The organism is Cellulosimicrobium funkei, assembly GCF_001019615.1.
Classification (GTDB): domain Bacteria; phylum Actinomycetota; class Actinomycetes; order Actinomycetales; family Cellulomonadaceae; genus Cellulosimicrobium; species Cellulosimicrobium cellulans_E.
Window position 1 is genome coordinate 17,048 of the sequence record NZ_JNBQ01000019.1, and the last position, 23,221, is coordinate 40,268.

Annotated in this window: 22 protein-coding genes; 13 read left to right on the forward strand and 9 right to left on the reverse strand. The window is 74.8% G+C overall.

All coding sequences use genetic code 11. From position 1 onward, the window contains the following. Positions 1-13: 13 nt before the first annotated feature. Positions 14-646, forward strand: coding sequence for a 4'-phosphopantetheinyl transferase family protein (locus tag FB00_RS22380; RefSeq protein ID WP_052877670.1), 633 nt, complete (start codon positions 14-16; stop codon positions 644-646). A 5-nt stretch (positions 647-651) separates the two neighbouring features. Continuing rightward, positions 652-1,980 (forward strand): condensation domain-containing protein, encoded by a 1,329-nt coding sequence (locus FB00_RS21215; RefSeq protein WP_197088812.1) that lies wholly within the window; start codon positions 652-654, stop codon positions 1,978-1,980. Here the strand turns inward: FB00_RS21215 and FB00_RS13495 are convergent. Then, positions 1,967-2,770 (reverse strand): thioesterase family protein, encoded by an 804-nt coding sequence (locus FB00_RS13495; protein WP_047233442.1) that lies wholly within the window; start codon positions 2,768-2,770, stop codon positions 1,967-1,969. The genes FB00_RS21215 and FB00_RS13495 overlap by 14 nt on opposite strands. Before the next feature lie 150 nt (positions 2,771-2,920). Between FB00_RS13495 and FB00_RS13500 the strand changes: the two genes are divergently transcribed. Beyond that, complete coding sequence (locus FB00_RS13500; protein WP_047233443.1) at positions 2,921-3,940, forward strand: NAD(P)H-dependent flavin oxidoreductase; 1,020 nt, start codon at positions 2,921-2,923, stop codon at positions 3,938-3,940. Positions 3,941-3,962: 22 nt separating this feature from the next. Here FB00_RS13500 and FB00_RS13505 read toward each other — a convergent pair whose 3' ends face one another. Then, positions 3,963-4,934 carry an ArgP/LysG family DNA-binding transcriptional regulator gene (locus FB00_RS13505; protein ID WP_047233444.1) on the reverse strand — a complete coding sequence of 324 codons (972 nt, stop codon included), beginning with the start codon at positions 4,932-4,934 and terminating at the stop codon, positions 3,963-3,965. Between the two features lie 52 nt (positions 4,935-4,986). On the opposite strand from FB00_RS13505, the gene FB00_RS13510 reads away from it, so the two are divergent. Beyond that, positions 4,987-5,664, forward strand: coding sequence for a LysE/ArgO family amino acid transporter (locus FB00_RS13510; protein WP_047233445.1), 678 nt, complete (start codon positions 4,987-4,989; stop codon positions 5,662-5,664). A 13-nt stretch (positions 5,665-5,677) separates the two neighbouring features. Here the strand turns inward: FB00_RS13510 and FB00_RS13515 are convergent, their stop codons facing one another. Continuing rightward, complete coding sequence (locus tag FB00_RS13515; RefSeq protein ID WP_047233446.1) at positions 5,678-6,058, reverse strand: VOC family protein; 381 nt, start codon at positions 6,056-6,058, stop codon at positions 5,678-5,680. A 491-nt stretch (positions 6,059-6,549) separates the two neighbouring features. Between FB00_RS13515 and FB00_RS13520 the strand changes: the two genes are divergently transcribed. Next, positions 6,550-6,957, forward strand: a complete 408-nt coding sequence (locus FB00_RS13520) for an RNHCP domain-containing protein (protein WP_047233447.1) — start codon at positions 6,550-6,552, stop codon at positions 6,955-6,957. A 26-nt stretch (positions 6,958-6,983) separates the two neighbouring features. Then, positions 6,984-7,400, forward strand: a complete 417-nt coding sequence (locus FB00_RS13525) for an RNHCP domain-containing protein (RefSeq protein WP_047233448.1) — start codon at positions 6,984-6,986, stop codon at positions 7,398-7,400. A gap of 92 nt (positions 7,401-7,492) precedes the next feature. Here FB00_RS13525 and FB00_RS13530 read toward each other — a convergent pair whose 3' ends face one another. Together FB00_RS13530 and FB00_RS13535 are read right to left on the reverse strand one after the other, a co-directional pair. Then, positions 7,493-7,792, reverse strand: a complete 300-nt coding sequence (locus FB00_RS13530) for a hypothetical protein (protein WP_047233474.1) — start codon at positions 7,790-7,792, stop codon at positions 7,493-7,495. 84 nt (positions 7,793-7,876) lie between these two features. After that, positions 7,877-8,746 (reverse strand): MBL fold metallo-hydrolase, encoded by an 870-nt coding sequence (locus FB00_RS13535; RefSeq protein ID WP_082141304.1) that lies wholly within the window; start codon positions 8,744-8,746, stop codon positions 7,877-7,879. Between the two features lie 79 nt (positions 8,747-8,825). On the opposite strand from FB00_RS13535, the gene FB00_RS13540 reads away from it, so the two are divergent. The 5 genes from FB00_RS13540 to FB00_RS13555 all read left to right on the forward strand — a co-directional run bounded on the left by FB00_RS13540 (position 8,826) and on the right by FB00_RS13555 (position 13,313). Next, positions 8,826-9,170 carry a hypothetical protein gene (locus tag FB00_RS13540; protein WP_156186411.1) on the forward strand — a complete coding sequence of 115 codons (345 nt, stop codon included), beginning with the start codon at positions 8,826-8,828 and terminating at the stop codon, positions 9,168-9,170. Beyond that, positions 9,171-9,344: a VanZ family protein gene (locus tag FB00_RS22110; protein WP_156186412.1), complete on the forward strand. Its 174-nt coding sequence runs from the start codon at positions 9,171-9,173 to the stop codon at positions 9,342-9,344. Positions 9,345-9,481: 137 nt separating this feature from the next. After that, positions 9,482-10,456: a LacI family DNA-binding transcriptional regulator gene (locus FB00_RS13545; RefSeq protein WP_047233449.1), complete on the forward strand. Its 975-nt coding sequence runs from the start codon at positions 9,482-9,484 to the stop codon at positions 10,454-10,456. A 182-nt stretch (positions 10,457-10,638) separates the two neighbouring features. Beyond that, positions 10,639-11,676, forward strand: coding sequence for a glutaminase A (glsA, locus tag FB00_RS13550; protein WP_197088813.1), 1,038 nt, complete (start codon positions 10,639-10,641; stop codon positions 11,674-11,676). Continuing rightward, positions 11,673-13,313 (forward strand): MFS transporter, encoded by a 1,641-nt coding sequence (locus tag FB00_RS13555; RefSeq protein WP_231581853.1) that lies wholly within the window; start codon positions 11,673-11,675, stop codon positions 13,311-13,313. Before glsA ends, FB00_RS13555 begins: the two co-directional genes overlap by 4 nt. 6 nt (positions 13,314-13,319) lie before the next feature. Here FB00_RS13555 and FB00_RS13560 read toward each other — a convergent pair whose 3' ends face one another. The 4 genes from FB00_RS13560 to FB00_RS13575 all read right to left on the reverse strand — a co-directional run bounded on the left by FB00_RS13560 (position 13,320) and on the right by FB00_RS13575 (position 18,184). Next, positions 13,320-14,495, reverse strand: a complete 1,176-nt coding sequence (locus FB00_RS13560; protein ID WP_082141305.1) for a YihY/virulence factor BrkB family protein — start codon at positions 14,493-14,495, stop codon at positions 13,320-13,322. Between the two features lie 123 nt (positions 14,496-14,618). Then, positions 14,619-15,077 (reverse strand): SRPBCC domain-containing protein, encoded by a 459-nt coding sequence (locus FB00_RS13565; RefSeq protein ID WP_047233450.1) that lies wholly within the window; start codon positions 15,075-15,077, stop codon positions 14,619-14,621. A gap of 419 nt (positions 15,078-15,496) precedes the next feature. Further along, the gene (locus FB00_RS13570; RefSeq protein WP_047233451.1) at positions 15,497-16,870 is read right to left on the reverse strand and encodes a PP2C family protein-serine/threonine phosphatase; all 1,374 of its coding nucleotides are present in this window, start codon (positions 16,868-16,870) and stop codon (positions 15,497-15,499) included. A gap of 195 nt (positions 16,871-17,065) precedes the next feature. Next, entirely contained in the window at positions 17,066-18,184 is a 1,119-nt protein-coding gene (locus FB00_RS13575) for a LacI family DNA-binding transcriptional regulator (protein WP_047233452.1), read from the reverse strand. Between the two features lie 306 nt (positions 18,185-18,490). Between FB00_RS13575 and FB00_RS13580 the strand changes: the two genes are divergently transcribed. Further along, positions 18,491-19,870 carry an ABC transporter substrate-binding protein gene (locus tag FB00_RS13580; protein ID WP_047233453.1) on the forward strand — a complete coding sequence of 460 codons (1,380 nt, stop codon included), beginning with the start codon at positions 18,491-18,493 and terminating at the stop codon, positions 19,868-19,870. Positions 19,871-20,146: 276 nt separating this feature from the next. Beyond that, entirely contained in the window at positions 20,147-23,191 is a 3,045-nt protein-coding gene (locus FB00_RS13585) for a CBM35 domain-containing protein (RefSeq protein ID WP_156186413.1), read from the forward strand. Positions 23,192-23,221: the final 30 nt, after the last annotated feature.

The following is a 23,221-nucleotide window of genomic DNA, read 5'->3' on the forward strand; positions in this document are numbered from 1 at the left end:
GGCGAGTGACGCCGTGCTCGGTGCCGAGGTGCTGGACGCGGCGGAGCGTGACCGCGCCCGGCGGCTCGCCTCGCCCGCCGACGCCGCGCGGTACGTGCGCGCCCACGTCGCCGCGCGCGAGCTCCTCGCGGCGCGCACGGGCCTGCGGCCCGCGGACGTGCGCTGGGAGGTGGGGGCGCACGGGAAGCCGGGTCCCGTCGTCGGGCAGCGATGGAACCTCAGCCGCAGCGGCGACCACGCGCTCGTCGCGCTCGCCGAGACGGACGTGGGCGTCGACGTGCAGGTGCGCGACCCGCGCGTGGACGTCCACCGCCTCGCCGCGCGGTTCCTCGCCCCGGGGGACGCGCGGTCGGACGCGGACGGGGACCTGTGGCGGCGGTTCTCGCGGCTGGAGGCGTGCGCCAAGGCGGTCGGGGGGCGGCTGCTCGACGTGCTCGGGCTCGACGTCCGGGCGCCCGGGATCGTGCGGGCCGACGACGGCCCGTGGCGCGGCCAGGAGTGGTGGGTGAGCGACGTGGCGGCACCTGCCGGCGCCGTCGCCGCCTGCGCGACGCCGGGGCCGCGGCCGCACGCGCTCCGCACCCGGGTCTGGGGCGTGGAGCAGCCGTCGCCCACGGTGCGGGTCGGCGGGGGAGGTACGTGGTGAGGGTCGTGCACCAGCTCGAGGTCGGCGGTCGCGCGGGCGAGGCGCCCGCGACGTGGGGCCAGACCGCGATCCGGCGCGCGCTCGCCGCGCTCGAGCCGCTGGACCACCAGTTCAACCTCGTGTGGGGCGGCCCGCTCGACGCGCCGGTGCCGACCGAGGCCGCGACCGCCGTCGTGCGCGCGCTCGTCGAGCGGCACGACTCGCTGCGGACGCGGATCCACCCGCGCGGCGACGGGTTCGTCCAGGAGCTGTGCGGTGCGGGGACGGTCGAGGTCGTCGAGGAGCGGGTCGCCGACGTCGACGAGGTCGCCGCGTGCGGCGCACGGCTGCGCGACGAGCTCTGGGGCCGCGCGTTCGACTACCCGACCGAGCTGCCCGTGCGGGCGGGTCTCGTGACGGTGGACGGCGCGGTGCACCACACGACGCTCGTCGTCGCGCACACCGCGCTCGACGGCTGGGGGCTGCCCGTCCTCGACGCCGACCTCACGGCTCTCGCCGCGGGCGGCGTGCTGCCGGACCCCGGGGCGTGGACGCCGCTCGACGAGGCGGCCTGGCAGACGTCGGACGAGGGACGACGGCACGACGCCGCCGCGCGCGCCCGTACCCTGCGCACCATGCGCGCCGCCCCGGCGCAGGTTTTCGCGCCACGCCCCGTCGAGGCGCCCGACGGCAGGCCGCGGTACCGGCAGACGGTCCTGCGTTCGCGCCGCCTGGGGCCGGCGGCCGAGCGCGTGGCCGCGCGCTGGCGGACGAGCGCGTCCGGCGTCCTGCTCGCGGCGTCGTGCCGGGCGCTCGCCCTCGCCGCGGGCCGTGACGACCTCGCGCTCCAGGTCATGGTGAGCAACCGCTTCCGCCGGGAGCTCGCCGAGGCGGTCGTGACGACGGCCATGGAGGGCCTGGTGCACGTGGACGGCCTCGACGCGCCGTTCGACGAGGTGGGCACGCGGGTCTGGCGCGCGGCGATGACGGCGTACCGGTCGGCGTACTACGACAAGGACCGGCTCCAGGCGGAGGCCGTTGCCGACCCGTCGACCGCCCACGACGGCACCTGCTGGTACAACGACCGCCGCGGCACCGGACCCGACCGGACGCTGCGCGCCCGCCCCACGCGGTCGCGCCGGCTCGCGCGCGCCGACGCGTCCGACGAGCAGGGCGGCGTCACCCTCACGCTGCACCTCGTGGACGCCCCGGGCGGGGGCATCGACGTCGTCCTCACCGCCGACACGACGCGCCTGGACGACGCGACGGCCGAGCAGGTCGTCCGCGACCTCGAGCGCTGCGTGCTCGACGCGTCACGCGCGGGGGGCTCCGGCGGGGCGGTCACGCGCCGATAGGTGCCGCGCCTTCCGTCGGGACCAGCGAGCGGACGACGAGCGACTGGGCGAGCGTCCCGAACGGCCCGTCCTCGTCGTGCAGCGCCGCGCGCGTGACGCCCGTGCCAGACGCCCCGAACACGACGGTGGTGTCGAGGCCGACCCAGCCGCCCAGCGGCGCGCGGAACAGGTGGGCGGTGAGGTCGACGTTGGGGAACGCGACCTCCCGCGGGTTCGCGCGCACGGCCATGCCGTTGGCGGCGTCGAGCAGACCGGCGGTGCGCGCGAGCGGACCCACCTCCTCGTCGGCGACGAGCGGGACGTCGGTGCGCACCCAGACCGTCGCGCGTCCGGGCTCGACCGCGGTGCGGCGGACCTCGATGGAGTCGATGAAGCCGCCGGGCCAGACGGTCGCGGGGTCCCAGGGCGGCGTCCGGTCGGGGCCGGGCACGCGTGCCGGCGTGCCGCCGGCGAGGTCGGCGGTGTCGCCCGTCCGCGCGAGCCACGCCCGGAGCGAGACGGCGCAGCGGCCAGCGCACCAGAGCGTCGCCTCGACGAGCTCCACGCCCCGCCCGGGGCGGAGCACCTGGACCCGCGTCTCCACGTCACCGATCGGGAAGACGCCCCAGATGTCGTAGGAGAGGCGCGACACCGCGAGGTCGTCCCGCCCACGGGCGACGCGGTCGGTCTCGACGACGTGCGCGAGCAGACCGAGCGCGGGCGCGACGTGCTGCTCGTCGGTGCGCCACGCCCCGCCCACGTGCGGGCTCGCGCGGAACGTCGTCGCGCCGGTGCGGAAGAAGAACGCCATCGTGCTCCTCGGTGCGGGGAGGTCGCTCGGCACTGCGAGCGGGGACCCCACGAGTGTGCCCCGTGCGGCGGCGCCCGGCGCCCGTCGGCGGTACCGACGCGTCCGACGTCGGCGGGGAGAGCCGTTCCGTCGACCTGGGAGGATCCGACCATGAGCGCGCCTCTCCTGGACTCCCCGCTTCCGATCGCCGCGGCGCCGATGGCCGGTGGCCCGACGACCGTCGCCCTGTCGGCCGCCGTCGCGTCCGCCGGTGGGTTCCCGTTCCTGGCCGGCGGGTACAGGACGCCCGAGGCGCTCGCGGCGGAGATCGAGGCGTTGCGCCCTGCGGCTCCGGCCTTCGGCGTGAACCTGTTCGTGCCGTCGCGGGACGCCGTCGACCCGGGAGCGTTCGCCGCCTACGCCGCCGAGCTCGCGCCGGAGGCTGGCGCGCTCGGGGTCACGCTCGACCCGACGCCCGTCGTCGACGACGACCGCTGGGAGGAGAAGCTCGCCCTCCTGCTCGCGCGCCCGGTGCCTGTGGTGTCGCTGACGTTCGGACTGCCCGACCGGGCCGCGGTCGCCGCCCTCCGCAACGTCGGGACCCGGGTGCTCGCCAGCGTCACCGCGCCCCACGAGGCGCGGATCGCCCGCGACGTCGGGGTGGACGGTCTCGTGGTCCAGGGCCCGGACGCGGGCGGGCACAGCGCCGTCCACGACCCCGCCCGGTACCCGGAGCCCGTCGCGACGGCCGAGCTCGTCCGGCGGGTGCGGCGCGAGGTGGACCTGCCGGTCGTGGCCGCAGGAGGTGTCGACGGCCCCGCCGCGGTGCGGGCGCTCCTCGACGCGGGGGCGCAGGCCGTGGCGGTGGGCACGCTGCTGCTGCGGACCGACGAGGCCGGCACGTCGCCCACGTACCGTCGCGCCCTCACGGACCCCGCCTTCACCGAGACGGTCCTGACCCGCGCGTTCACCGGCCGGCCCGCGCGGGCGCTGCGCAACGGGTTCGTCGAGCGCCACCGGGGGACCGCACCCGCCGCGTACCCCGCGGTGCACCACCTGACCCGGGGACTGCGGCAGGCTGCTGCAGCAGCGGGCGATGCCGACCGCCTGCACCTGTGGGCGGGAACCGGCTACCGGAACGCGTCGGACGGGCCTGCGGCCGACGTCGTGCGGGCGCTCGCGGGCGTCTGAGGGAGCGGGTGGCGGCCGGACGTCAGGGAGCGCCGAGCGCCGCACGAGCCGCGCGCGCGACGGCCGCCGCGAGGCGGTCGAGGGACGTCGAGTGCAGGCGCCACTGCTGCCAGTGCTGCGGCACGTCCATCGCCCGGGCGTCGTCGAAGCCCACGAGGCGCCCGGCGCGCTCGGCCCGGGCGCTCTGGAGGTCGGGGAGCATCCCCCAGCCCATGCCGAGCTCGATCGCGCGGCGGAACTCGTTCGACGCGGGGACGTCATGGCGGGGCGGGTCGATCACCGTTGCCGCCGCTGTCCCCGCTTCAGTCCCCGCTTCAGTCCCCGCTGCACGCTGCGCGCGCAGCCGCAGGTAGCGCTCCTGGAGGTCGTCCTTGCGGTCGAACGCGAGGACGGGTGCGCGGGAGAGCGCGGCGGGGGTCGGGCCGTCCGGGAACCAGCGCGCCACGAACGCGGGGCTCGCCATGGGGCGGTAACGCATCTGGCCGAGCAGGGTCGAGCGGCAGCCCGGGACGGCCTCGGCGACCGAGGTCACCGCCGCGACCGCCGTCCCGTCCCGCAGGAGGCCGATGGAGTGCTCCTCGTCCTCGCGCAGCACCTCGAGCCGGGCCCATCCCGACGCCTCGACGAGCGCGGGCAGGGCCCAGGTGGTCAGGGCGTCGCCGGAGACGACGAGCGTGACCTCGGGCAGCGGCGCGGCGGCATCGTCGGCGTCGGCCGGGTCGCGCCCCGCGGCCCCGATCCCCAGCTCCGTGAGCACGTCCGCCTGCTGGAGCGCGAGGTGGCGCGCGTGCCGGACGAGCACCTGGCCCGGGGGCGTGAGCTCGGCGGGCTTCCCGCGCCGCACGAGCACCTGGCCCACGGCTGACTCGAGCGCGCGCACACGCTGGCTCACGGCGGACGGGGTGACCCCGAGCCGCTGGGCGGCGGCCTCGAACGTCCCGGCGGCGGCGATCGCGGCGAGCGTGCGGAGCTGGTCGGGCTGGAGGTCCACCATGAAGCAGATCTTAGGGAAGTTCAGAATCTTTCGCTGTACTTCACCTCGTGCGATGCCTACCGTCGAGGGCGTGCTCGCCGCTCTCTCGCCCCTCGCCGCCGGTCTCGCCGCCGGGCTGTCCCTCATCGTCGCGATCGGGGCGCAGAACGCGTTCGTGCTGCGCCAGGGCCTGCGCCGCGAGCACGTCCTGCCCGTCGTGCTCGTCTGCGCGCTCTCCGACCTCGTCCTCATCGCCGCTGGGACGGCCGGGCTCGGCGCGCTCGTGACCGGCGCACCCGCGCTGCTCACCGCAGTGCGCTGGGGCGGCGCCGCGTTCCTCCTCACGCTCGCGGCCCTCGCGGCCCGCCGCGCCCTGCGGCCCGGCGGGCTCGACACAGCATCCGGCGAGGTGTCCGGCGCCGGCGCGACGAGCGCCCGCTCCGCCGTCGGGACGTCGCTCGCCCTCACCTGGCTCAACCCGCACGTCTACCTCGACACCGTGCTGCTCCTCGGGTCGCTCGCGGCGGGCTACGCCGCCGCGCACGCCGGGGCGGCGGGCGACCCCGACGCGGCCCGGTGGCTCTTCGGAGCGGGCGCGATGGTCGCGAGCATCCTGTGGTTCACGGCGCTCGGCTTCGGGGCCCGCCTGCTCGCGCCCGTGTTCGCGCGTCCCGGCGCGTGGCGCGTGCTCGACGGCGCGATCGCCGTCGTCATGGCGACGATCGGGGTGTCGCTCCTGCTCGGCGGCTGACGCGGCGTCGTCCTCAGGACGTCGCCCAGACCCCCAGCTCGTTGCCGCTCGGGTCGAGGAAGTGGAACCGTCGGCCGCCGGGGAACTCGTACGGGCCCTCGACCACCTGGCCACCCGCGCCCTGCACGGCGGCGAGCGTCGCGTCGAGGTCCGCGGAGAACAGAAGCACGAGCGGCCCACCCCGGGAGACGTCGGCCGCCTCCGCCAGACGCAGCCCGCCCGCCTCGTCCGGACCCGACTCCGCGGCCGTGCGGATCCCCGCGTACCCGGGGCCGTAGGGGACGAACTCCCAGCCGAAGGCCGCGCCGTAGAAGGCCTGTGCCGCGGCGAGGTCGGTCACGGGGAGCTCGACGTAGTCGATCGTGTGGTGGATGCCGTGCGCGTGCGTGCTCATGCCGTCATCGTCGCGCGGGCCACCCACGCGGTGCGCAGCCGGCGCGCCATGGCGCGGTGAGTCCCGGCGCGCGCCCGTCGACAGGCTGACGATCCGATGCTCGCGAGCCTGTTGCGGCCTACGACGCGCTGGCGGAGGGCGGTCGGGTCGAAAATCCCGGGCGTCGCACGATCGTGGGCCGATACGATCGACAGGATCTTCCTCCCGGGCCCCGTCGGCCCCAGACCGGGCCCTGAGCCCTAGACAAGGTGTGCGTGTGTTGACCTCGGTCCTCGCCGAGCGACCTCTTCGCTCCGCGTAGCTCCGTCCACGCTGCCGCGATCATGCGGCGGTCCCCCGGGACGGACTCCCGGTGCGCTCCCAGGGCCCTCTTCGGCGACCCGGCCGCGGCGCGGACATGGATCGTCTGCGCGCCGTCGGGGACGCGTGGGTCAGAGGTCGTTCGGCTGCTCTTGCTGTCTTCGTACGTTCTTCCAGCAAGGAGCACCCCGGTGTCCAGCAACGACACAGACTCGTCGTCCTGCAACAACACAGACTCGTCGCACACCCCGAGCCGCCACGTCTCCTCTCTCGAGACCTTCTCCTGCGTCCAGTGCGGATTCAGCGTGCCGGCACGCACACCGCAGGACCGGTGGCGAAACCACTGCCCCGTCTGCCTCTACTCGAGGCACGACGTCGCGCCGACCGAGGCAGAGACCCCGTGCGGCTCGCGCATGAGGCCTATCGCCATCGCCGTGCTCCGGACCGGCGAATGGATGCTGATCCATCGCTGCGTCGCCTGCGCGCACCTGACCTCGAGTCCGGTCGCCCCCGACGACAACCAGATCATCCTCATGCGGATGGCCGTCCGGCCTCTGGCCGAGCCCCCGTTTCCTCTCGAGTCGTTCGGAACACTCTGAGCGACCCGCGTCCGGAAGGACCTGACATGCCACGACGAAAGTACCCCCGGCAGGGCCGTGCTCAGCGGCACAAGACCGTCCTGCACGCCAACGGCCGACACCGGAGCAACGACTTCCGGTGCGTGAGCTGCCGGCTCGACGTCTCTCTCGACGCTCCGGGCAGCGCACACCGGAACCACTGTCCGAACTGCCTGACGAGCCTCCACGTCGACCGCCGCACTCCCGGTGACCGTGCCGCTGACTGCCGCGGCAGGATGGAGGCCCTGAGCCTGACCGCACGCCCCGACGGTGAATGGCTGATCATCCATCAGTGCCTGACGTGCAGCGGACTCAGCGTCAACCGCATCGCGGGCGACGACAACGCGCTCGTTCTGGTGCGGTTGGCCCTCAGGCCGCTCCACGATCGACGAGTGGCCCGCAGCGCACTGATCGCCGCGCTGTGACGCGGCGCTGAGCCGCACGGTCCCGGCCCTCCTGGCTCCGCCCAGGAAGGCCGGGGCCGTGTCGTGGGCGTCGCTTCATCCGGAGCCCGCCGTCACGGCCGCGGGTCGACCCGGCGCCAGGGCTTGTCGTCCCGCCGTGCGCCGGTCCCGGCCGCGCAGCGGCGACACACGGACGTGACGGCGTCGGCGTCCCGCCCGGTCGCGGGCTGGACGTCCGCCCAGGTCACGTGCGGGAAGCGCGCGAGGCCCTGGCGGCTGAGCTGCAGGCGGCACACCGTCGCGTTCGTACCGCGCTCCCACGCGTGGACCTCTCCGGCGGGCATCCGCACGCCGTCCGGGTCGACCCACGTCCCGGTCGCCGCCACCGCCGCCCCTGAGACGCGTCTCGGCATCGTCGTCACCTCCCCTCCGATCCTGCGCCCGGCCGGGGGCCGTCGCAGCCCTGTCGGGGGCGGGAGCGGGCTCCCGGGCGGCAGTCAGGTGAGGTGGTCGAAGTCCCCCCGGACCCAGGCGGCGTGACGCTGCGCGGAGCGGAGCACGACGTCGCGCGCGTCGGCGGGGATCACGCCCTCGAAGTTGTTGTAGAGCCGCTCGAACGGGCGCCGCGCGACGTGCTCGGCGACGCGCAGCACGACGGCGGCGGAGAGCGGGATGCGGTTGGGGTAGGACCGCATGAAGCTCACGGACGTGCGGTCCGGGTTGGCGAAGATCGTGTCTCCGGACAGCAGCACGCCCCGACCCTCGGCGCCGGCCGCCCAGTGCACGACGGCGCTGCCGGGGAAGTGGCCGCCCGGCTGTGACAGGACGACGCCGGGCAGCACCTCGCGCTCGCCGGTCCACGTCTCGATGACCGGGTCGGGGCGCGCGACCCAGTGCGCGTCGGCCTCGGCGACGAGCACGGGGACGCCGCCCAGGGCGCGGCTCCACGCGACCTGGACGCCGAACATGTGCGGGTGGCTCGCCGCGATCGCCACGACGGGGCCGAGCGCGCGCACCCGCTCGACGGCGTCGTCGTCCACGTAGCCGGGCGGGTCCCAGAGCAGGTTGCCCGCGGGGGTGCGCACGATCTTGGCCTGCTGCCCGATGCCGACGCTCGGCTCGCTCGAGAGGCCGAACAGGTCGGGCTCGAGCTCTTCCAGCACGAGGCGCTCGCCGGCCGCGGCGAGCTCGGCGAGCGTGGTCCACGCCTGCCCGCTCGCGGGGACCCACTGGCGCTCGTCGGCGCAGATGGCGCACACGTCGGGTCGCTCGGCGTGCTCGACCGCGCACGTGCGACAGATCCACCACTCCTCGGGGGAGGCAGCGGCGGCGGGCGCGAGGGGCTCGGGGGACGGCGTCGTCGTCATGGGCACAGGTCTACCGTGACCCGCCGACACACGTCACCCCGCACCCCGCACCCCGCTGACCTGCGAGACTGGCGCGCCTATGATCTCCACGCTCCTCGTCGCGCACCCCTGGTTGTCGCCGCTCGCCCTCCTCGTCCTCGCCGTCGCCGGACCGCTCGTGGGCGCGTGGCTGGCGGGCCGCCGCCCGCTCGCGTGGGTGCTCTTCGGCGTCTCGCTGGTCCCCGTGCTGCTGCTGACCCTCGTGCCGGTCGACCGCGAGCTCTTCGCCGTCTGCACCGTGAGCTGGTCGCTGCCGACGCCGGGACGCGTCGAGCTCCTGGCGAACGTCGTGCTGTTCGTGCCGCCGGTGCTGCTCGCCGCGGTCGCGCTGGGCAGGCCGCTCGTCGCGCTCCTCGGCGGCGTCGTCGCCTCCGCGCTCATCTAGGTGGTCCAGGCGCTGTCACCGGCGCTCGGGCGGTCGTGCGACACGAACGACTGGCTCTCCAACTCGATCGGCGCGCTGCTCGGCGCCGGCCTCGCCGTGGTGGCGCTACGGCTCGCGACCCGCCGGGACCGCGTGGCGAACCCGGGCTCGGTCCCCGCCGCGCGCCGGTCCTGAGGAGCAACGCCAAGCGCGGCGTCGAACCAGGCCTCGACCCGACCGTGGGAACGCTTCCACCGACGGCCCTCCGCGGGATAGCGTGGTGCTCCGGGCGCCGCCCGTCACCGCCGACAGGACTCGCCCAGGAGATCGCCATGCCGCCCACCACGCTCGACGACGTCGCCGCGGCGGCCCGCGTCTCGCGGTCCACGGCCTCGCGCGTCGTGCGGGGCACGGGACCCGTGTCCGACGCGGCGCGGCGCGCCGTCCTCGCCGCCGTCGAGGAGCTCGGGTACGTGCCGCACCCCGGGGCGCGGTCGCTCGCGAGCGGGCGCGGCGAGCGGGTCGTGGTCGCGGTGGGGTCGCCGTCCGCGGACCTGCTGGGCGACCCCTACGTCGCGCGCGTCGTCGCGGCGGCCAGCCGCGCGGCGGACACCCAGGGCGTCGGCGTGGCGCTGCGCTGGCTCGGGCGCGACCCGAGGGACGAGCTGGCCCGGCTCGCGCGCGACCCGGGCGTGGGCGGCGTGCTCCTCGTCGACTACTCGGCGGAGGTGCTCGCGAGCGTGCCGCGCACGCTGCTCTCCCGCGTGGCGGCGATCGGCCCCGCCGACGGCCGCGTGCCCTCCTACGACGTCGACGCCGCGGCCGGGATCGCCGCCCTCGTCGAGCACGTGCTCGCCGACGGGCGGCGCGACGTCGTCATGCTCACCGGGCCGGGCTGGCTCCCCGGCGCGCAACGGGCCGTCGAGGCGTACGACGCGGTCGTGCGCGCCGCCGGCGTCCCGCGCCGCGTCGTGGCCGCCGACCTGACGGCCCTCGCGGGCGCGGAGGCGGCCCGCGAGGCGCGCCGGCGTTGGCCCGGCGTGGACGCGCTCGTCGCGATGAGCGACACGCTCGCCGTCGGGGCGATGCGCGCGCTCGCGGAGGACGGCGTCCGCGTGCCCGACGACGTCGCCGTCACCGGGTTCGACGACCAGCCCTTCGCGGAGCAGGCCGGTCCCGGCCTGACGACCGCGACCCACCCCGTGGAGCGGATCGCGGCCGCGGCGACGGCAGCCCTGCTGGACCGCCGCCGCCGCGACGACGAGCGCACGTTCCCGTCCGTCGTCGTCCGCCGCACGAGCGCCTGAGGCGCGGGCGGGCTCGCGCGGCCGGCCGCCACCCGCGCGCCCGGTCGCGGTCCGGGGGACGGTCGGACCCGCACCGGCGCCGCGGACACGGTCCGCCCGCGTCCGCCTCGGCCTGCGCCCCGTGGTGGGACGTGGCAGCATCGCGCGTGGTCGTCTCGGACGATCCGGACGGAGGGGACGTGATGAGGCTGGGCGTCGACGGCGTCGCACAGGAGGTCGCGACCGGGTCGCTCCCGGGCTGGGACCGCGTCGAGGAGCACGTCCGCGCGTCCCACGAGCGCTACCGCGGGAACGACGACGGCACGGTCGCCGACTACATCCCCGTCCTCGCCGAGGCCGACCGGTCGCTGTTCGGCGTGTGCGTCGCCGAGTCGGGCGGCGCGGTCCACGCCGTGGGCGACGCCGACGTCGAGTTCTCCGTCCAGTCGATCTCCAAGGCGTTCGTCTACGCGCTCGTGTGCGAGGCCTACGGGCACGAGGGCGTGCTCGAACGGGTCGGGGTGGACAGCACGGGCCTCCCCTTCAACTCCGTGATGGCGGTCGAGCTCCACGACGGGCACCCGCGCAACCCCATGGTCAACGCCGGCGCGCTCGCGACGACGGCCCTCGTGCCGGGCGCGTCCTTCGCCGAGCAGTGGGAGAACGTGCGCACCGGCCTGTCCCGGTTCGCCGGCCGACCGCTCGAGCTCGACGGCGTGGTCTACCGGTCGGAGTCGGCGACGAACATGCGCAACAAGGCGATCGCCCGGCTCCTGGAGAGCTACGGGCGCATCGAGCTCGACCCGCTCGAGGTCGTCGACGTCTACACCAAGCAGTGCGCGCTGCGCGTGAGCGCGCGCGACCTCGCGGTCATGGGGGCCACGCTCGCGGACGGCGGGGTCAACCCGGTCACGGGCGAGCGCGTGGTCTCGACGCAGGTGTGCCGCGACACGCTCGCCGTGCTCGCCTCGACGGGGATGTACGAGCGGTCGGGGGAGTGGCTGTTCGAGATCGGCCTTCCTGCCAAGTCCGGCGTGGCAGGGGGGATCGTCGCCATCGCCCCCGGCAAGGGGGCGATCGGCACGTACTCCCCGCCCCTCGACCCGGCCGGCAACAGCGTGCGCGGGCAGCGCGCGACCGCGTACCTCTCGCGGACCCTCGGCCTCAACCTCTTCGCGTCGTCCGCGCAGGTCCCCGTGACGCCCACCCGCCCGACCGAGAGAAGGGACCCGGCCTCGTGAGCACCCGAGACGTCGTCGACAGCAGCGCCGCACCCGCGACCGAGGACCGCCGGTCGTGGGTGCCGATGGTCGGCCTGTTCCTCGCGCAGGTCCTCATGTCGTTCAACGTCGCGGCCCTGCCTGTGTCGCTGGGCGGCATGGTCGAGGACTTCGGCGTCCCGCCGACCGTCGCGAGCACGACGATCGTCGTCTACGGGCTCGCGGTGGCCGCGCTCGTCATGACCGGGGCGAAGCTGGGGCAGCGGATCGGCTGGGTGTCGATCTTCCGCGTCGTCGTCGCGACGTTCGCCGGCTCGGCGCTGCTCATGATCCTCTCGCCGACCGTCGCGTGGGCCATCACGGGCCAGGCCGTCGCCGGCGCCTCGGCCGCGATCATCGTGCCCGCGCTGGTCGCCCTCATCGCGGAGAACTACCGCGGACCCCAGCAGGCGACGGCGATCGGCTCGCTGGGCTCGGCGCGCGCGGTGTCCGGCATGAGCGCGTTCTTCATCGGCGGCGCGCTCGGGACGCTCATCGGCTGGCGGCCCACGTTCGCGATCGTCCTGGCGCTCGCCGTCGCCGTCTTCGTCCTCAGCTTCCGGCTGCGCTCCGACGCCGGCGACCCCGGCATCCGGATCGACCTCGTGGCCGCGGTCCTCATCGGCGCGGCCGTCGTCGCGCTCACCCTCGGCTTCAACAACCTCAACGCCTGGGGGCTGTTCTTCGCCGCGCCGGGGGCGCCGTTCGACCTGGTCGGGGTCTCGCCCGCGCCGCTGCTCGTGCTGCTCGGCGTCGTGCTCGGCCAGACGTTCTTCTGGTGGACGCGGCGCCGGACCGCCGCCGGCAAGGTGCCGCTCGTCGACCTGTCCGTCCTCGCGCGCCCGAGCGAGCGGGCGGCGGTGTACGCGATGTTCGTCGTGGTCGCGCTCGAGGCCGCGCTGAACTTCACCGTCCCGCTCTACATCCAGATCGTGCAGGGCCGCACCCCGTTCGACACCGCGCTCGCGATGATGCCGTTCAACCTCACGGTGTTCGTCACCGCGACGCTCGTCGTGCGCTTCTACCGGCGCTACCCGCCGCGCACGATCGGGGTCTTCGGCTTCACGCTGACCACCGTCGCGCTGCTCTGGCTGTCGCTCGTCGTCACCAACAACTGGGAGACGCTGCCCACGATCCTCGGCCTCGTCGTCTTCGGGGTCGGCCAGGGCGCCCTGGTGACGCTCGTGTTCAACGTGCTCGTCACCGCGGCGCCCAAGACCCTCGCGGGCGACGTCGGCTCCATCCGCGGCACGACGCAGAACCTCGCCTCGGCGGTCGGCACCGCGCTCGCGGGGGCGCTGCTGGTGACGATCCTGTCGTTCAGCGTCGGGCGCGCCGTGGTCGAGCACCCCGAGCTGCCGCCGTCGCTCGTCGCCCAGGTCGACCTGGACACGGTCAACTTCGTGAGCAACGACGACCTGCGCACGGTCCTCGCGGGCACCGACGCCACGCCCGCCCAGGTGGACGCGGCCGTGGCGCTCAACGAGGAGGCGCGCCTGGGCACGCTGCGGATCGGGCTCCTCGTCCTCGCCGGCGTGAGCGCGACGGCGATCCTGCCCGCGAGCCGCCTGCCGCGCTACCGGCCTGACGAGATCCCGGACCCCGCGCCCGCCCGGTAGCCCTCGCTACACGTCACGGCGGTCGGCGTCGCCGCCCTCCGCGCGGGCGGACCCTCGACCGGTCTCGCGGGCCGGCCCGCCGTCTCGGTCGTCGGTGTCGGCGTCAGCGGAGTGACCGCCGCTCTGGCGCAGGGCGCGCGCCTGCTCGACGGCCTCCTCGCGCTTGGCGGCCTTCTTGTCGCTCGCACGCGTGTCCCGCGGCGGGAGCTGGAGGCGCTCCTCGGCCTCGAGTCCGCCCTGGAGCTCCCGGCTGCGCTCGACCTCGGCGTCGAGCTCCGCCCCGAGCAGGAGCGCGAGGTTCGTGAGCCAGAGCCACAGGAGGAAGATGATGACGCCGGCGAGCGTGCCGTAGGTCGCCCCGTAGCTGCTGAACCCGCTGCCGAGGTACAGCCCGAAGCCCGCGGAGGCGACGACCCAGACGAGGATCGCGAGGATCGCGCCCGGGCTGACCCAGCGGAACTTCGGCTGCTTGACGTTGGGCGTGAGGTGGTAGAGCAGCGCGACGAGGATCACCACGAGCAGGAGCGCGACCGGCCACTTCGCGACCTGCCAGACGGCGATCGCGGTGTCGCCGAGGCCCACGAGCTCGCCCACCTGCCGCGCGATCGGGCCGGAGAGCACGAGGCTCGCGACGACGAGACCCGCGAGGATCACGGTGATCACGGTGACGCCGAGCATCACGGGGCGCAGCTTCCAGATGGGGCGCCCCTCCTCGACCTCGTAGATGCGGTTCATGGACCGGGCGAACGCGCCGACGTACCCGGACGCGGACCACAGCGCCAGCACGACACCGATGACGAGCGCGAACCCGGCCTTGTCGGTGTTCGCGGCCTGCTCGACGAGCGGCTCGATCATGTCCAGCGTCGTCGACGGGACGACCCCCTCGACGCTCGTGAGCACCGAGTCGACGGCCTTCTCCCCGTCACCCACGAGCCCGAGCAGGGAGACGAGAGCCAGGAGCGCAGGCGCCGAGGCGAGCACGGCGTAGTACGTGAGAGCCGCGGCGAGGTCGGTGCACTGGTCGTCCATGAACTCGCGCACCGCACCCTTGAGCGCGAACCCCCACGACGGCTTGTGCAGGTCGGTGGGGGAGTCGGGCTTGCGCTCGGCGTCGGGAGCGGGCCTGGCCTCCGCGTCCGCCGCGGTCTCGGACGCGCGGCGTCCGCTGCTGCTCTCGGTCATGGCGGCCTCCTCGGTGGGCGTCGCCTCGGCGCGCGACGCTCGCGTCGGCGGACCGGCCTCGCGGCCCGTCCCGGACCAACACCACGCTCGGGGCGGTGGGCTCCACCCGCAAGCCGGGACCGGTCAGCCCGACCCGCCCGCGTGCTCGGCGAACGGCGCGAGGACCAGCTCCCAGCCGCCGTCGTACCGTTCACGGGCACCGGCGCCGTCGTGCCGGGCGGACCAGCCGGAGTGCGTGAGCACGACGTCGGTCCCCTCCCCGGAGGGCGAGAACGTCACCTCGACGTCCGTCGCGGCGTCGGCGCGCTCCCCGGGGTGCCAGGTGAAGGCGACGGCGTGCGGCGGGTCCCAGCGCGTCACGCGGCCCCAGTCGGTGGTCGTGCCGTCGGCGAGCGTCTCGACGAGCCGTACGGCGCGGCCGTCCGAGTCCCGCTCGAAGGCAGCGGTCGAGGTCTCGCCGCCCACGGAGAACGCGCCGAGCGGCCACCACGCCGCGAGCTCGTCGACGAAGACGGCGAACGCGTGCTCCGGCGGGACGGGGACGGCGAAAGTCTTGACGAGCGGTGCGGTCGCGGCGGCCATGAGGTCCTCCCAACGGGTACGTCCCCTCGACCGTGACCCCGATCCAGCGAGCCAGCAACCGCGGCTGCGGTCCGGCCGCGGTAGGCCGCCGGGACCACCGGCGCGGCTCGGGCGGCGACTACGGAGGCGTTGGCCCCCTGCGTCGCAGAACCTTCTTCTGCGACGCCCGACAAACGGTCGGCTTCGAACGGGTCGTGCGCGGTCGCGGTGACGCGTTCAGGTTGCGCGGGGGATCGAACTGGTGCTCGAAGGCGATCTGTGTGGGCACTCGCCGTCGACCGCCTGTTCGCGGTTGGCTGTCCGGCACGGAGACGGTCCACCTGGATCGACGGACAGAGGTGATCTACCGCGTGGCCCGGCTCGATGCCTCCGCGTTCCCGACGGGACCGTGCGTCGCCTCGCCGGGGGTCCGCCGCGGCTCAAGACCCGGTCGGTGCGCCGGGCACGTCGGGAGGCACCTGGGTCGGTCCGGCCTCGTCGGGGCGAGGTCGGTCCTGCCGGTGGAGGCGGACGGCGATCAGGGCGATGTCGTCCTCCCCGGGGCCGGCGGGGAGCTCGGCGAGGAGCGCGTCGGTGAGGTCGTCCGCCGGGAGCTCGGCGTGACGGGTCAATGCGTCGTGCAGCTCGGTGAGGCCGTCGTTCACGGAGCGCGTGCGTCGCTCGATGAGGCCGTCGGTGTAGAGCACGATGGTGGACTCGCGGTCGAGGGTGATCTCGTGGTCGGTCCGCCGACGGTCGGGCATGAGACCCAGCAGGGGGTCATTCGGCGGTGCCGGCAGGGCGAGCACGGTGCCGTCGGGGTTGATCACCATGGGTGGCAGGTGCCCGGCGTTGGTCCACCTCATCCGGGTGATACCTCGCGCACGCTCCTCGCGCGTCTGCTCGATGCGGGCCATGACGAGGGTCGCCATGACGGGGATCTGCAAGGTGCGGACGGCGGCGTCCAGGTGCTCGACCACCTCGGCAGGGCTGCCCTGCGTGACGACCGAGACGGCCCGCAGCATCGACCGCAGCTGCGCCATGAGCGCTGCGGCCTCGACGTTGTGGCCGACGACGTCGCCGATCACCAGGACGGTCGATCCGTCGGGCTGCATGAAGGCGTCGTACCAGTCCCCGCCGACCCGCGTCGCCTCCGCCGCGGGCTGGTAGCGGGCGGCCACGTGCATGTGGTCCGGTTCGACCGGCGCCGTCAGCAGGGAGCGTTGGAAGGTGAGGGCGACGTTGCGCTGCTGGCGGTACAGGCGGGCGTTGTCGAGGGCCAGGGCGGCTGCGTCCGACAGCTGGGAAAGGACTGCCAGGTCCGCCGGGGTGAGAGCGGCCCGCCCTTCACCCATGAACAGGGTCAGCGCGCCCAGGGTGCGTCCCCGGGAGTGCAGCGGGACGACGGTCAGCGACGTCGGCGCCAGCTGCTCGGCCAGGTCCCGGGCGCGCCCCGGGACGAGGACCTCGTCGAGGGCGTCGAGCGCGTCGGTCGGGACGTGCACGAGCCGCAAGGAGTCGATCGAGTCCATGAGCATCGAGTGCTCGCGCAACGCGCTGATCCGCACCGCCGCGTACTCGGCGAGCGTCGCGCGGCGAGCGGGGTCGGCGTGCCACCACCCGATGTCGCTCAGGTGGCGGTGCGGTGTGCGGGACTCGTCGTCCGCGACCAGGGTGACGATGCACCAGTCGGCCGCCTCCGGGACCAGAAGGCGAGCGAGCCGACGCACCGCCTCGTCGACGTCAGAGGTCTGAGCCAGCTGGTTCACGATCTCGGAGACCAGCGGTCGCAGGCCGGTGGTGTGCTCGTCCACGCTGCCGTCCTTCGGTCGACGTCGCACGTCTGGTCGCATGCCACGGGTGGACGACAGTAGCGGCAGTGAATGGAGCACGCCGCCGGGGCGGACGCCCGCGTGACGAGAGCCTGCGCAGCGACGCGCGTCTCGTGAGCGGGAGGCGGGCCCGGCGCAGGTGGTCCTGGCTCGCGTGCCGACCGCCGCACCCGTCGCTCAGCGCGGTGTCGGTGACGCGGTCGACCTCCGCTCCACCAGGGCGACGTCGATCCGTGTGACGCCGTTCGGGCCCTCACCGCTCGGCTCGGGCTCCGAGCGCCGGGGTCGCGAGGCGCCGTCGTCCAGCGCGTCGAGGAGCAGGTCGGCCGCCGTGCGTCCCTTGAGCGCGGTGTCCTGCGCGACAGTCGTGAGCGGCGGGTCGACGTACCGCGCGATCTCGGCGTCGTCGAACCCCACGACCGACACGGCGTCCGGCACACGGACCCCGGCCTGCGCCAGCCCGCGCGAGATCCCCGCGGCGAGGACGTCCGCCGTGGCGAACACGGCCGTCGCGCCGGGGAGCTCGGCCGCGACCTGAGCGGCGGCGTCGAGGCCGTCGTCGTACGTCGTGTTCGCCGCCACGACGTACAGCACGACGGCGTCCCCCGCCTCCCCGCGCACCGTGCCGGGCGCCGCTGCCCCGGGCGGCGTCCCCTCGGCCGGGTCGAGGCCGAGCCCCGCGCGGAAGCCCGCGAGGCGCTCGCGGACGACCTGGCTGGTCGTGCCCACGGGCCCGCACAGCACGACCTCGCGGTGGCCGAGCGCGCGCAGGTGGGCGCCCGCGAGGCGCCCGCCCTCGAAGTCGTCGGCGCGCACGGTCGCGGCGCCGGGCGCGTCTACGTAGGTGTCCACGACGACGGCGGGCACGTCCTGGGGCAGGTCGAGCGCCGCGAGCTCGTCGTCGGTGAACCCCATGACGACGATCCCGTCGAGGCTCCAGCGCCGCACGGAGTCGAGCACGTCGCGGTGGCGCGTGACCCCGCGCAGCATGAGGTGGTGGTCGCGCTCGCGCAGGCGGGCCTCGACGGCTCCGGCGACGGCGACGTCGTGCGGGCTGCCGAGCAGGCTGCCGCCGTCGGCGCGGTCGGGCAGCAGGAGGCCGACGAGCCGCGTGCGCCGGGCCGCGAGGCTCTGCGCCGGACCGTTGGGCACGTAGCCCCGCGCGGCGACGATGCGCTCGACCTCGCGCGCGGTCGCGGGGGAGACGCGGCCGAGGTTGCCGTTCACCACGTTGGAGACGGTCATGACGGACACGCCCGCCTCGCGGGCGATGTCCTTGAGCGTGACGCGAGCCATCGGCGGCGCGGCTCCTTCGGTCGAGGCGGGCATGAACGGGCGCTGGTCAGCCCTCGAGCCGACGGTACGTCGCCGTGCAGCGCCGGGCTCGAGGGTCTCGTGCCGGGCCTCGTGACCATCTCGTGACCACGGAGCTCCTTGACGCCCCATCCTAGATGCGTTTAGCGTTAAACATGTAGCGCTAAACCATACGGGGACGGTGGCTTCGTGCGGGACGATCCGCACGGGTGCCGAGGGGCGGCGCGGGAACCGAGCCAGCAGACCGTGGGCCATCATGGCCGCGGGAGTCCGCACCGAGGAGAGACGATGAAGTCAGCAACCACGGTGGGCGCGTTCGCGCTCACCGGCGCCCTGGTCCTCACCCTGACCGCGTGCAGCACCGGCGACGACGCCGAGGGCGACGGCGCGGCGAGCTCCGGCGCGGTCGAGATCGAGGTCTCGATCGACGCCGGCCTCGACGACGACGCGCGCGCCAAGTTCGACGAGCGCGTCGCCCAGTTCGAGGAGGAGCACCCGGACATCACCGTCACGGCGCGCGAGTACACGTGGGAGGGCACGACGTTCGCCACCGAGCTCGCGGGCGGCACGCTCCCCGACGTCTTCACCATCCCGTTCACCGACGGCCGCGGCCTGATCGAGCGCGAGCAGATCGCCGACATCAGCGACCTCGTCGCCGAGCTCCCGTACGCGGAGGACTTCAACCCGAACGTCGCGCAGGCCGGCCAGGCTGCCGACGGCTCGATGTGGGCCGTGCCCATCGCCGCCTACAGCCAGGGCCTGCACTACAACCGCACGCTGTTCGAGCAGGCCGGGCTCGACCCCGACGACCCGCCGACCACGTGGGAGGAGGTCCGCGAGGACGCGAAGACCATCGCCGACGCCACGGGCGTCGCGGGCTACGCGACCATGACGTCGGGCAACACCGGTGGCTGGATCCTCACGACGCTCACCAACGCGTTCGGCGGCTCCGTCCAGGAGTTCGACGGCGAGACCGCGACGTCGACCATCGACACGCCCGAGCTCACCGAGGTGCTCGAGTACCTGCACGCCCTGCGGTGGGAGGACGACTCGATGGGAGCGAACTTCCTCTACGACTGGGGGAGCATCAACCAGGACTTCGCCGCGGGCCAGATCGGGATGTACGTCTCGGGCGGCGGCAACTACGGCAACCTCTTCACGCAGAACGCGATGAACCCGGACGACTACGGGCTCACCGTCATCCCCCTGGTCGGTGACGGCGGCGTCCTCGGCGGCGGCACGCTCGCCGCGGTGAGCGCGAAGGCCTCGCCCGAGGAGCAGGCGGCCGGCGTCGAGTGGATCGACTTCTACTACATGCAGAAGCTCGCGGACGAGGACGCCGCCAAGCTCGACGCCGAGACGGCCGCCGCGAACGACCAGCCGGTCGGCGCTCCGGAGCTCCCGGTCTTCGACGAGCAGACGTACCTCGAGTCGCGCACCTGGATCGCGGACTACGTCAACGTGCCGGTGGACCAGATGAGCTCCTACACGGAGAACATCTTCGACCAGCCCGTCGTCCCCGAGCCCGCGCGCTCGACGCAGGAGATCTACGCGCTGCTCGACCCGGTCGTCCAGGCCGTGCTCACCGACGAGGACGCGGACATCGACGCGCTCGTCGCCCAGGTGCAGAAGGAAGCCCAGGCGCTCCTCGACGCCGCCCAGGGCTGACCGCCCGCTCCGCGGCCTCGCGCCGCTCGCCGAACCCGGGGTTGCTGCACCCCTCGGTGCCGAACCCGCCCATGTCCCCGGGTTCGGCACCGTACCGGCCCACGACCCCGGGTTCGGCGCCTCGCCCGCGCCCCCGCAGACCACCCCGCCCAGCCGTCCGTCCTGCGGTCGAAGGAGATCGTCGTGCACCGAACCTGGCCCACCCCCACCCCCACCCCCACCCTCGCTGTGGGCAGGAAATGGGCACGCTCGCATCGTTCCGACAGGGCCCGTTCCATGCCCACAGCGGGGGCTGTGGTCGCCGCGCTCGTCGGGGCCGCGCTGGTCGCCGGGCCCGCGGCGGCGGAGCCCGCCGTCGAGCCCGCCCCGTCGTCCGAGGTCGCGGTGGCCGTCACCGCCACGCTGCCGATCGAGCTCGAGGCGGAGGACGCGGTGCTCGCCGGGGGCGCGGGTGTCAACGACAACCACCTCGGGTTCTCCGGGACCGGGTTCGTCGACGGGTTCGTCATCGACCACACCGGGACCGCGAGCGTGACCTTCACGCTCGACGTCCCGGAGGCCGGCGAGTACGGCCTCAACCTCCGGTACGCGAACGGGCTCGGCTCCGACATGACGCTCTCGCAGGTCGTCGTGCACGACGGCGCGACCGAGGACCGGCAGGTCACGCTGCCCTCCGCGGTGGGGGCGTCGTGGAGCACGTGGTTCGTGCACCAGGAGGTCGTGTCGCTCGACGCGGGCGAGCAGACCGTCGTCTACCGCTTCGACGCCGACGACACGGGCAACGTCAACCTCGACGCGGTCGCCCTGACGACGGTCGGCGACCTCTCGACGCCCGGCGGCGGTGCGACCGAGCCTGGCACGGAGCCGGGCTCCGGCCCCGACACGCGGTACGACGACGTCGCGGACGTCCTGCGCACCACGGCCCCACGTGCGGGGCAGCAGTACCAGGCCGAGGACGCGTTCACCGCGAACGGCGCGACCGTCGGGACGGAGGGCGTCGACCTGGCCGCGCCCCGTGCGCGCGTCGTCGTCGCGGTGGACGCCGCGAGGGCAGGCGACCAGACCGTGACGTTCCGGTACCGCAACACGACCGGCGCCGACCAGGACGCGGTCCTCGCGGTGGACGGGCAGCCCGTCGGGCGTCTCGTCCTGGCCCCGCGCGAGCGCTGGGACGACGTCGCCGTGACGCTCCCGCTGCGTGCCGGGTTGGGCAGCGTCGAGCTGCGCCGCACGGTCGCCGACCCGGCCGACCCCGACGGCACGACCGGTCCGGCAGGCGGAGCAGACCAGGGCGACGCACAGGGCCAGGGTGCGCCCGCGCCGTCGGGCCTGGAGATCGACCGCGTGACGCTGCAGCGCGGCCAGGCGTTCGCGGACCGCGGCGCCTTCACGCCCGCGACGACGTACGAGGCCGAGCACGGCCGCACGACCGGCGAGGTGCTCGCGCCGAGCCGCGAGCTCCGCACGGTCGCGGCCGAGGCGTCGGGCCGTCAGGCCGTCACGCTCGACCGCACCGGCGAGCACGTCGAGTGGACCCTCACGGAGCCGGCGAACGCGCTCGTGCTGCGCGCGTCGGTCCCGGACTCGACCGACGGGACGGGCCAGGGCGGCTCGCTCGGCGTCTACGCGGGCGGGCGCAAGGTCGCCGACGTCGACGTCACCTCGCGCTACTCCCACGTCTACGGCGGCTATCCGTACGGCAACGACCCGGCGCAGGGCGGGGCCCAGCGGTTCTTCGACGAGACGCGCGTGCTGCTCCCGCGCGAGCTGAAGGCCGGCACGACGCTGCGCCTCCAGCGCGACAGCGCCTCCGCCGACCTCCCGTACACCGTGGACCTCGTGGAGACCGAGGTCGCGCCCGCGCCGCTCACGGCACCTCCCGGCCTCGTGGACGTGCGCGACCACGGCGCCACGGACGACTCGTCCACAGCCACCCCGACCGACGACACCGCCGCGTTCGTCGCTGCGGTCGCCGCGGCGCGCGAGGCCGGGACGGGGGTGTGGGTCCCGCCGGGCCGCTTCACGCTGACCGATCGCGTGCGCGTGCACGACGTCACGGTCCGCGGCGCGGGGCCCTGGTACTCCGTGGTCGCGGGCCGCGACGGCAAGGGCGGGCTGTACGCGCAGGGGTCCGGCGTGACCATCGCGGACCTCATGGTCGACGGCGACGTCCGGTACCGCGACGACGCCCGGTTCGACGCGGCGCTCGAGGGCAGCTTCGGGCAGGGCTCGCTCGTCCAGAACGTCTGGATCTCCCACACGAAGGTCGGCCTCTGGGCCGACACGGGCACGGACGGGCTCTACGCGCTCGGGCTCCGCGTGCGGGACACGTTCGCCGACGGCGTCCACCTGCACGGTCGGGTCACGGACACGCGCGTCGAGCACGCGACCGTGCGCAACACCGGCGACGACGCGATGGCGATGTGGTCCTCGGGCGGCGCGGTGACGCGCTCGTCGTTCGTGCGCAGCACGGTCACGAGCCCGCTGCTGGGCAACGGCGCCGCGATCTACGGCGGCGACTCGAACAGCGTCTCGGGGCTCGTGGTGCGCGACACGCTCACCGCCGCCGCGGGCGTCGCGGTCAGCACGCGCTTCAACCCGGTGCCGTTCTCGGGCACCACGGTCGTCGAGGACAGCACGCTGATCCGCACCGGCGGGTGGGAGCCCAACTGGAGCACGTCGTTCGGAGGCATCTGGGTGTTCGCGGACACGAGCCACATCACGACGCCGGTCGTGATCCGCGGCACCGAGATCCTCGACTCGACGTACGAGGGACTGCTCGTGAGCGGCAGCCACTGGGTGAACGACCTGCGGGTCAGCGACACGACGATCGAGCGCACCGGGTCGCACGGCGTCGCCGTGCGCCTCGGCGGCGACCACCGGTTCTCCGACGTCCGCGTCTCGGGCGTCACCTCGCAGCCCGACGGCGACCACCACCTGTGGGGCACCGTCCACGACGAGGGCGGCAACTACGGCCTCCTCGAGGACGCGCCCGCGACGTGCTCGGTCGAGGCGAGGACGCTCGCCGTCGGGGGCGCGACGCTCACGACCGTGCGCGTCACCAGCACCGGCACCGAGCCGCTGAGCGGCTGGGAGCTCGCGTGGTACGCGCGGCCGGGCGACGTCGCGACCGCGGGCGTCGGCGCCACCGTCGCGCAGGACGGTACGCGGGTCACGGCGTCGGGCCGGACCGCGCTGCGTCCGGGACGCAGCACGACGTTCGTCGTGCTCGGCACCACGCACGACCCCGGCCTCGGCGTCGCCCCGGCGTTCGACGCCGCCACGCTCGACGGCCTCGCGTGCGCGGTGACCCGCCCGTGACCGTCACCGCCCTGCCCGTCCGCCGGTGCC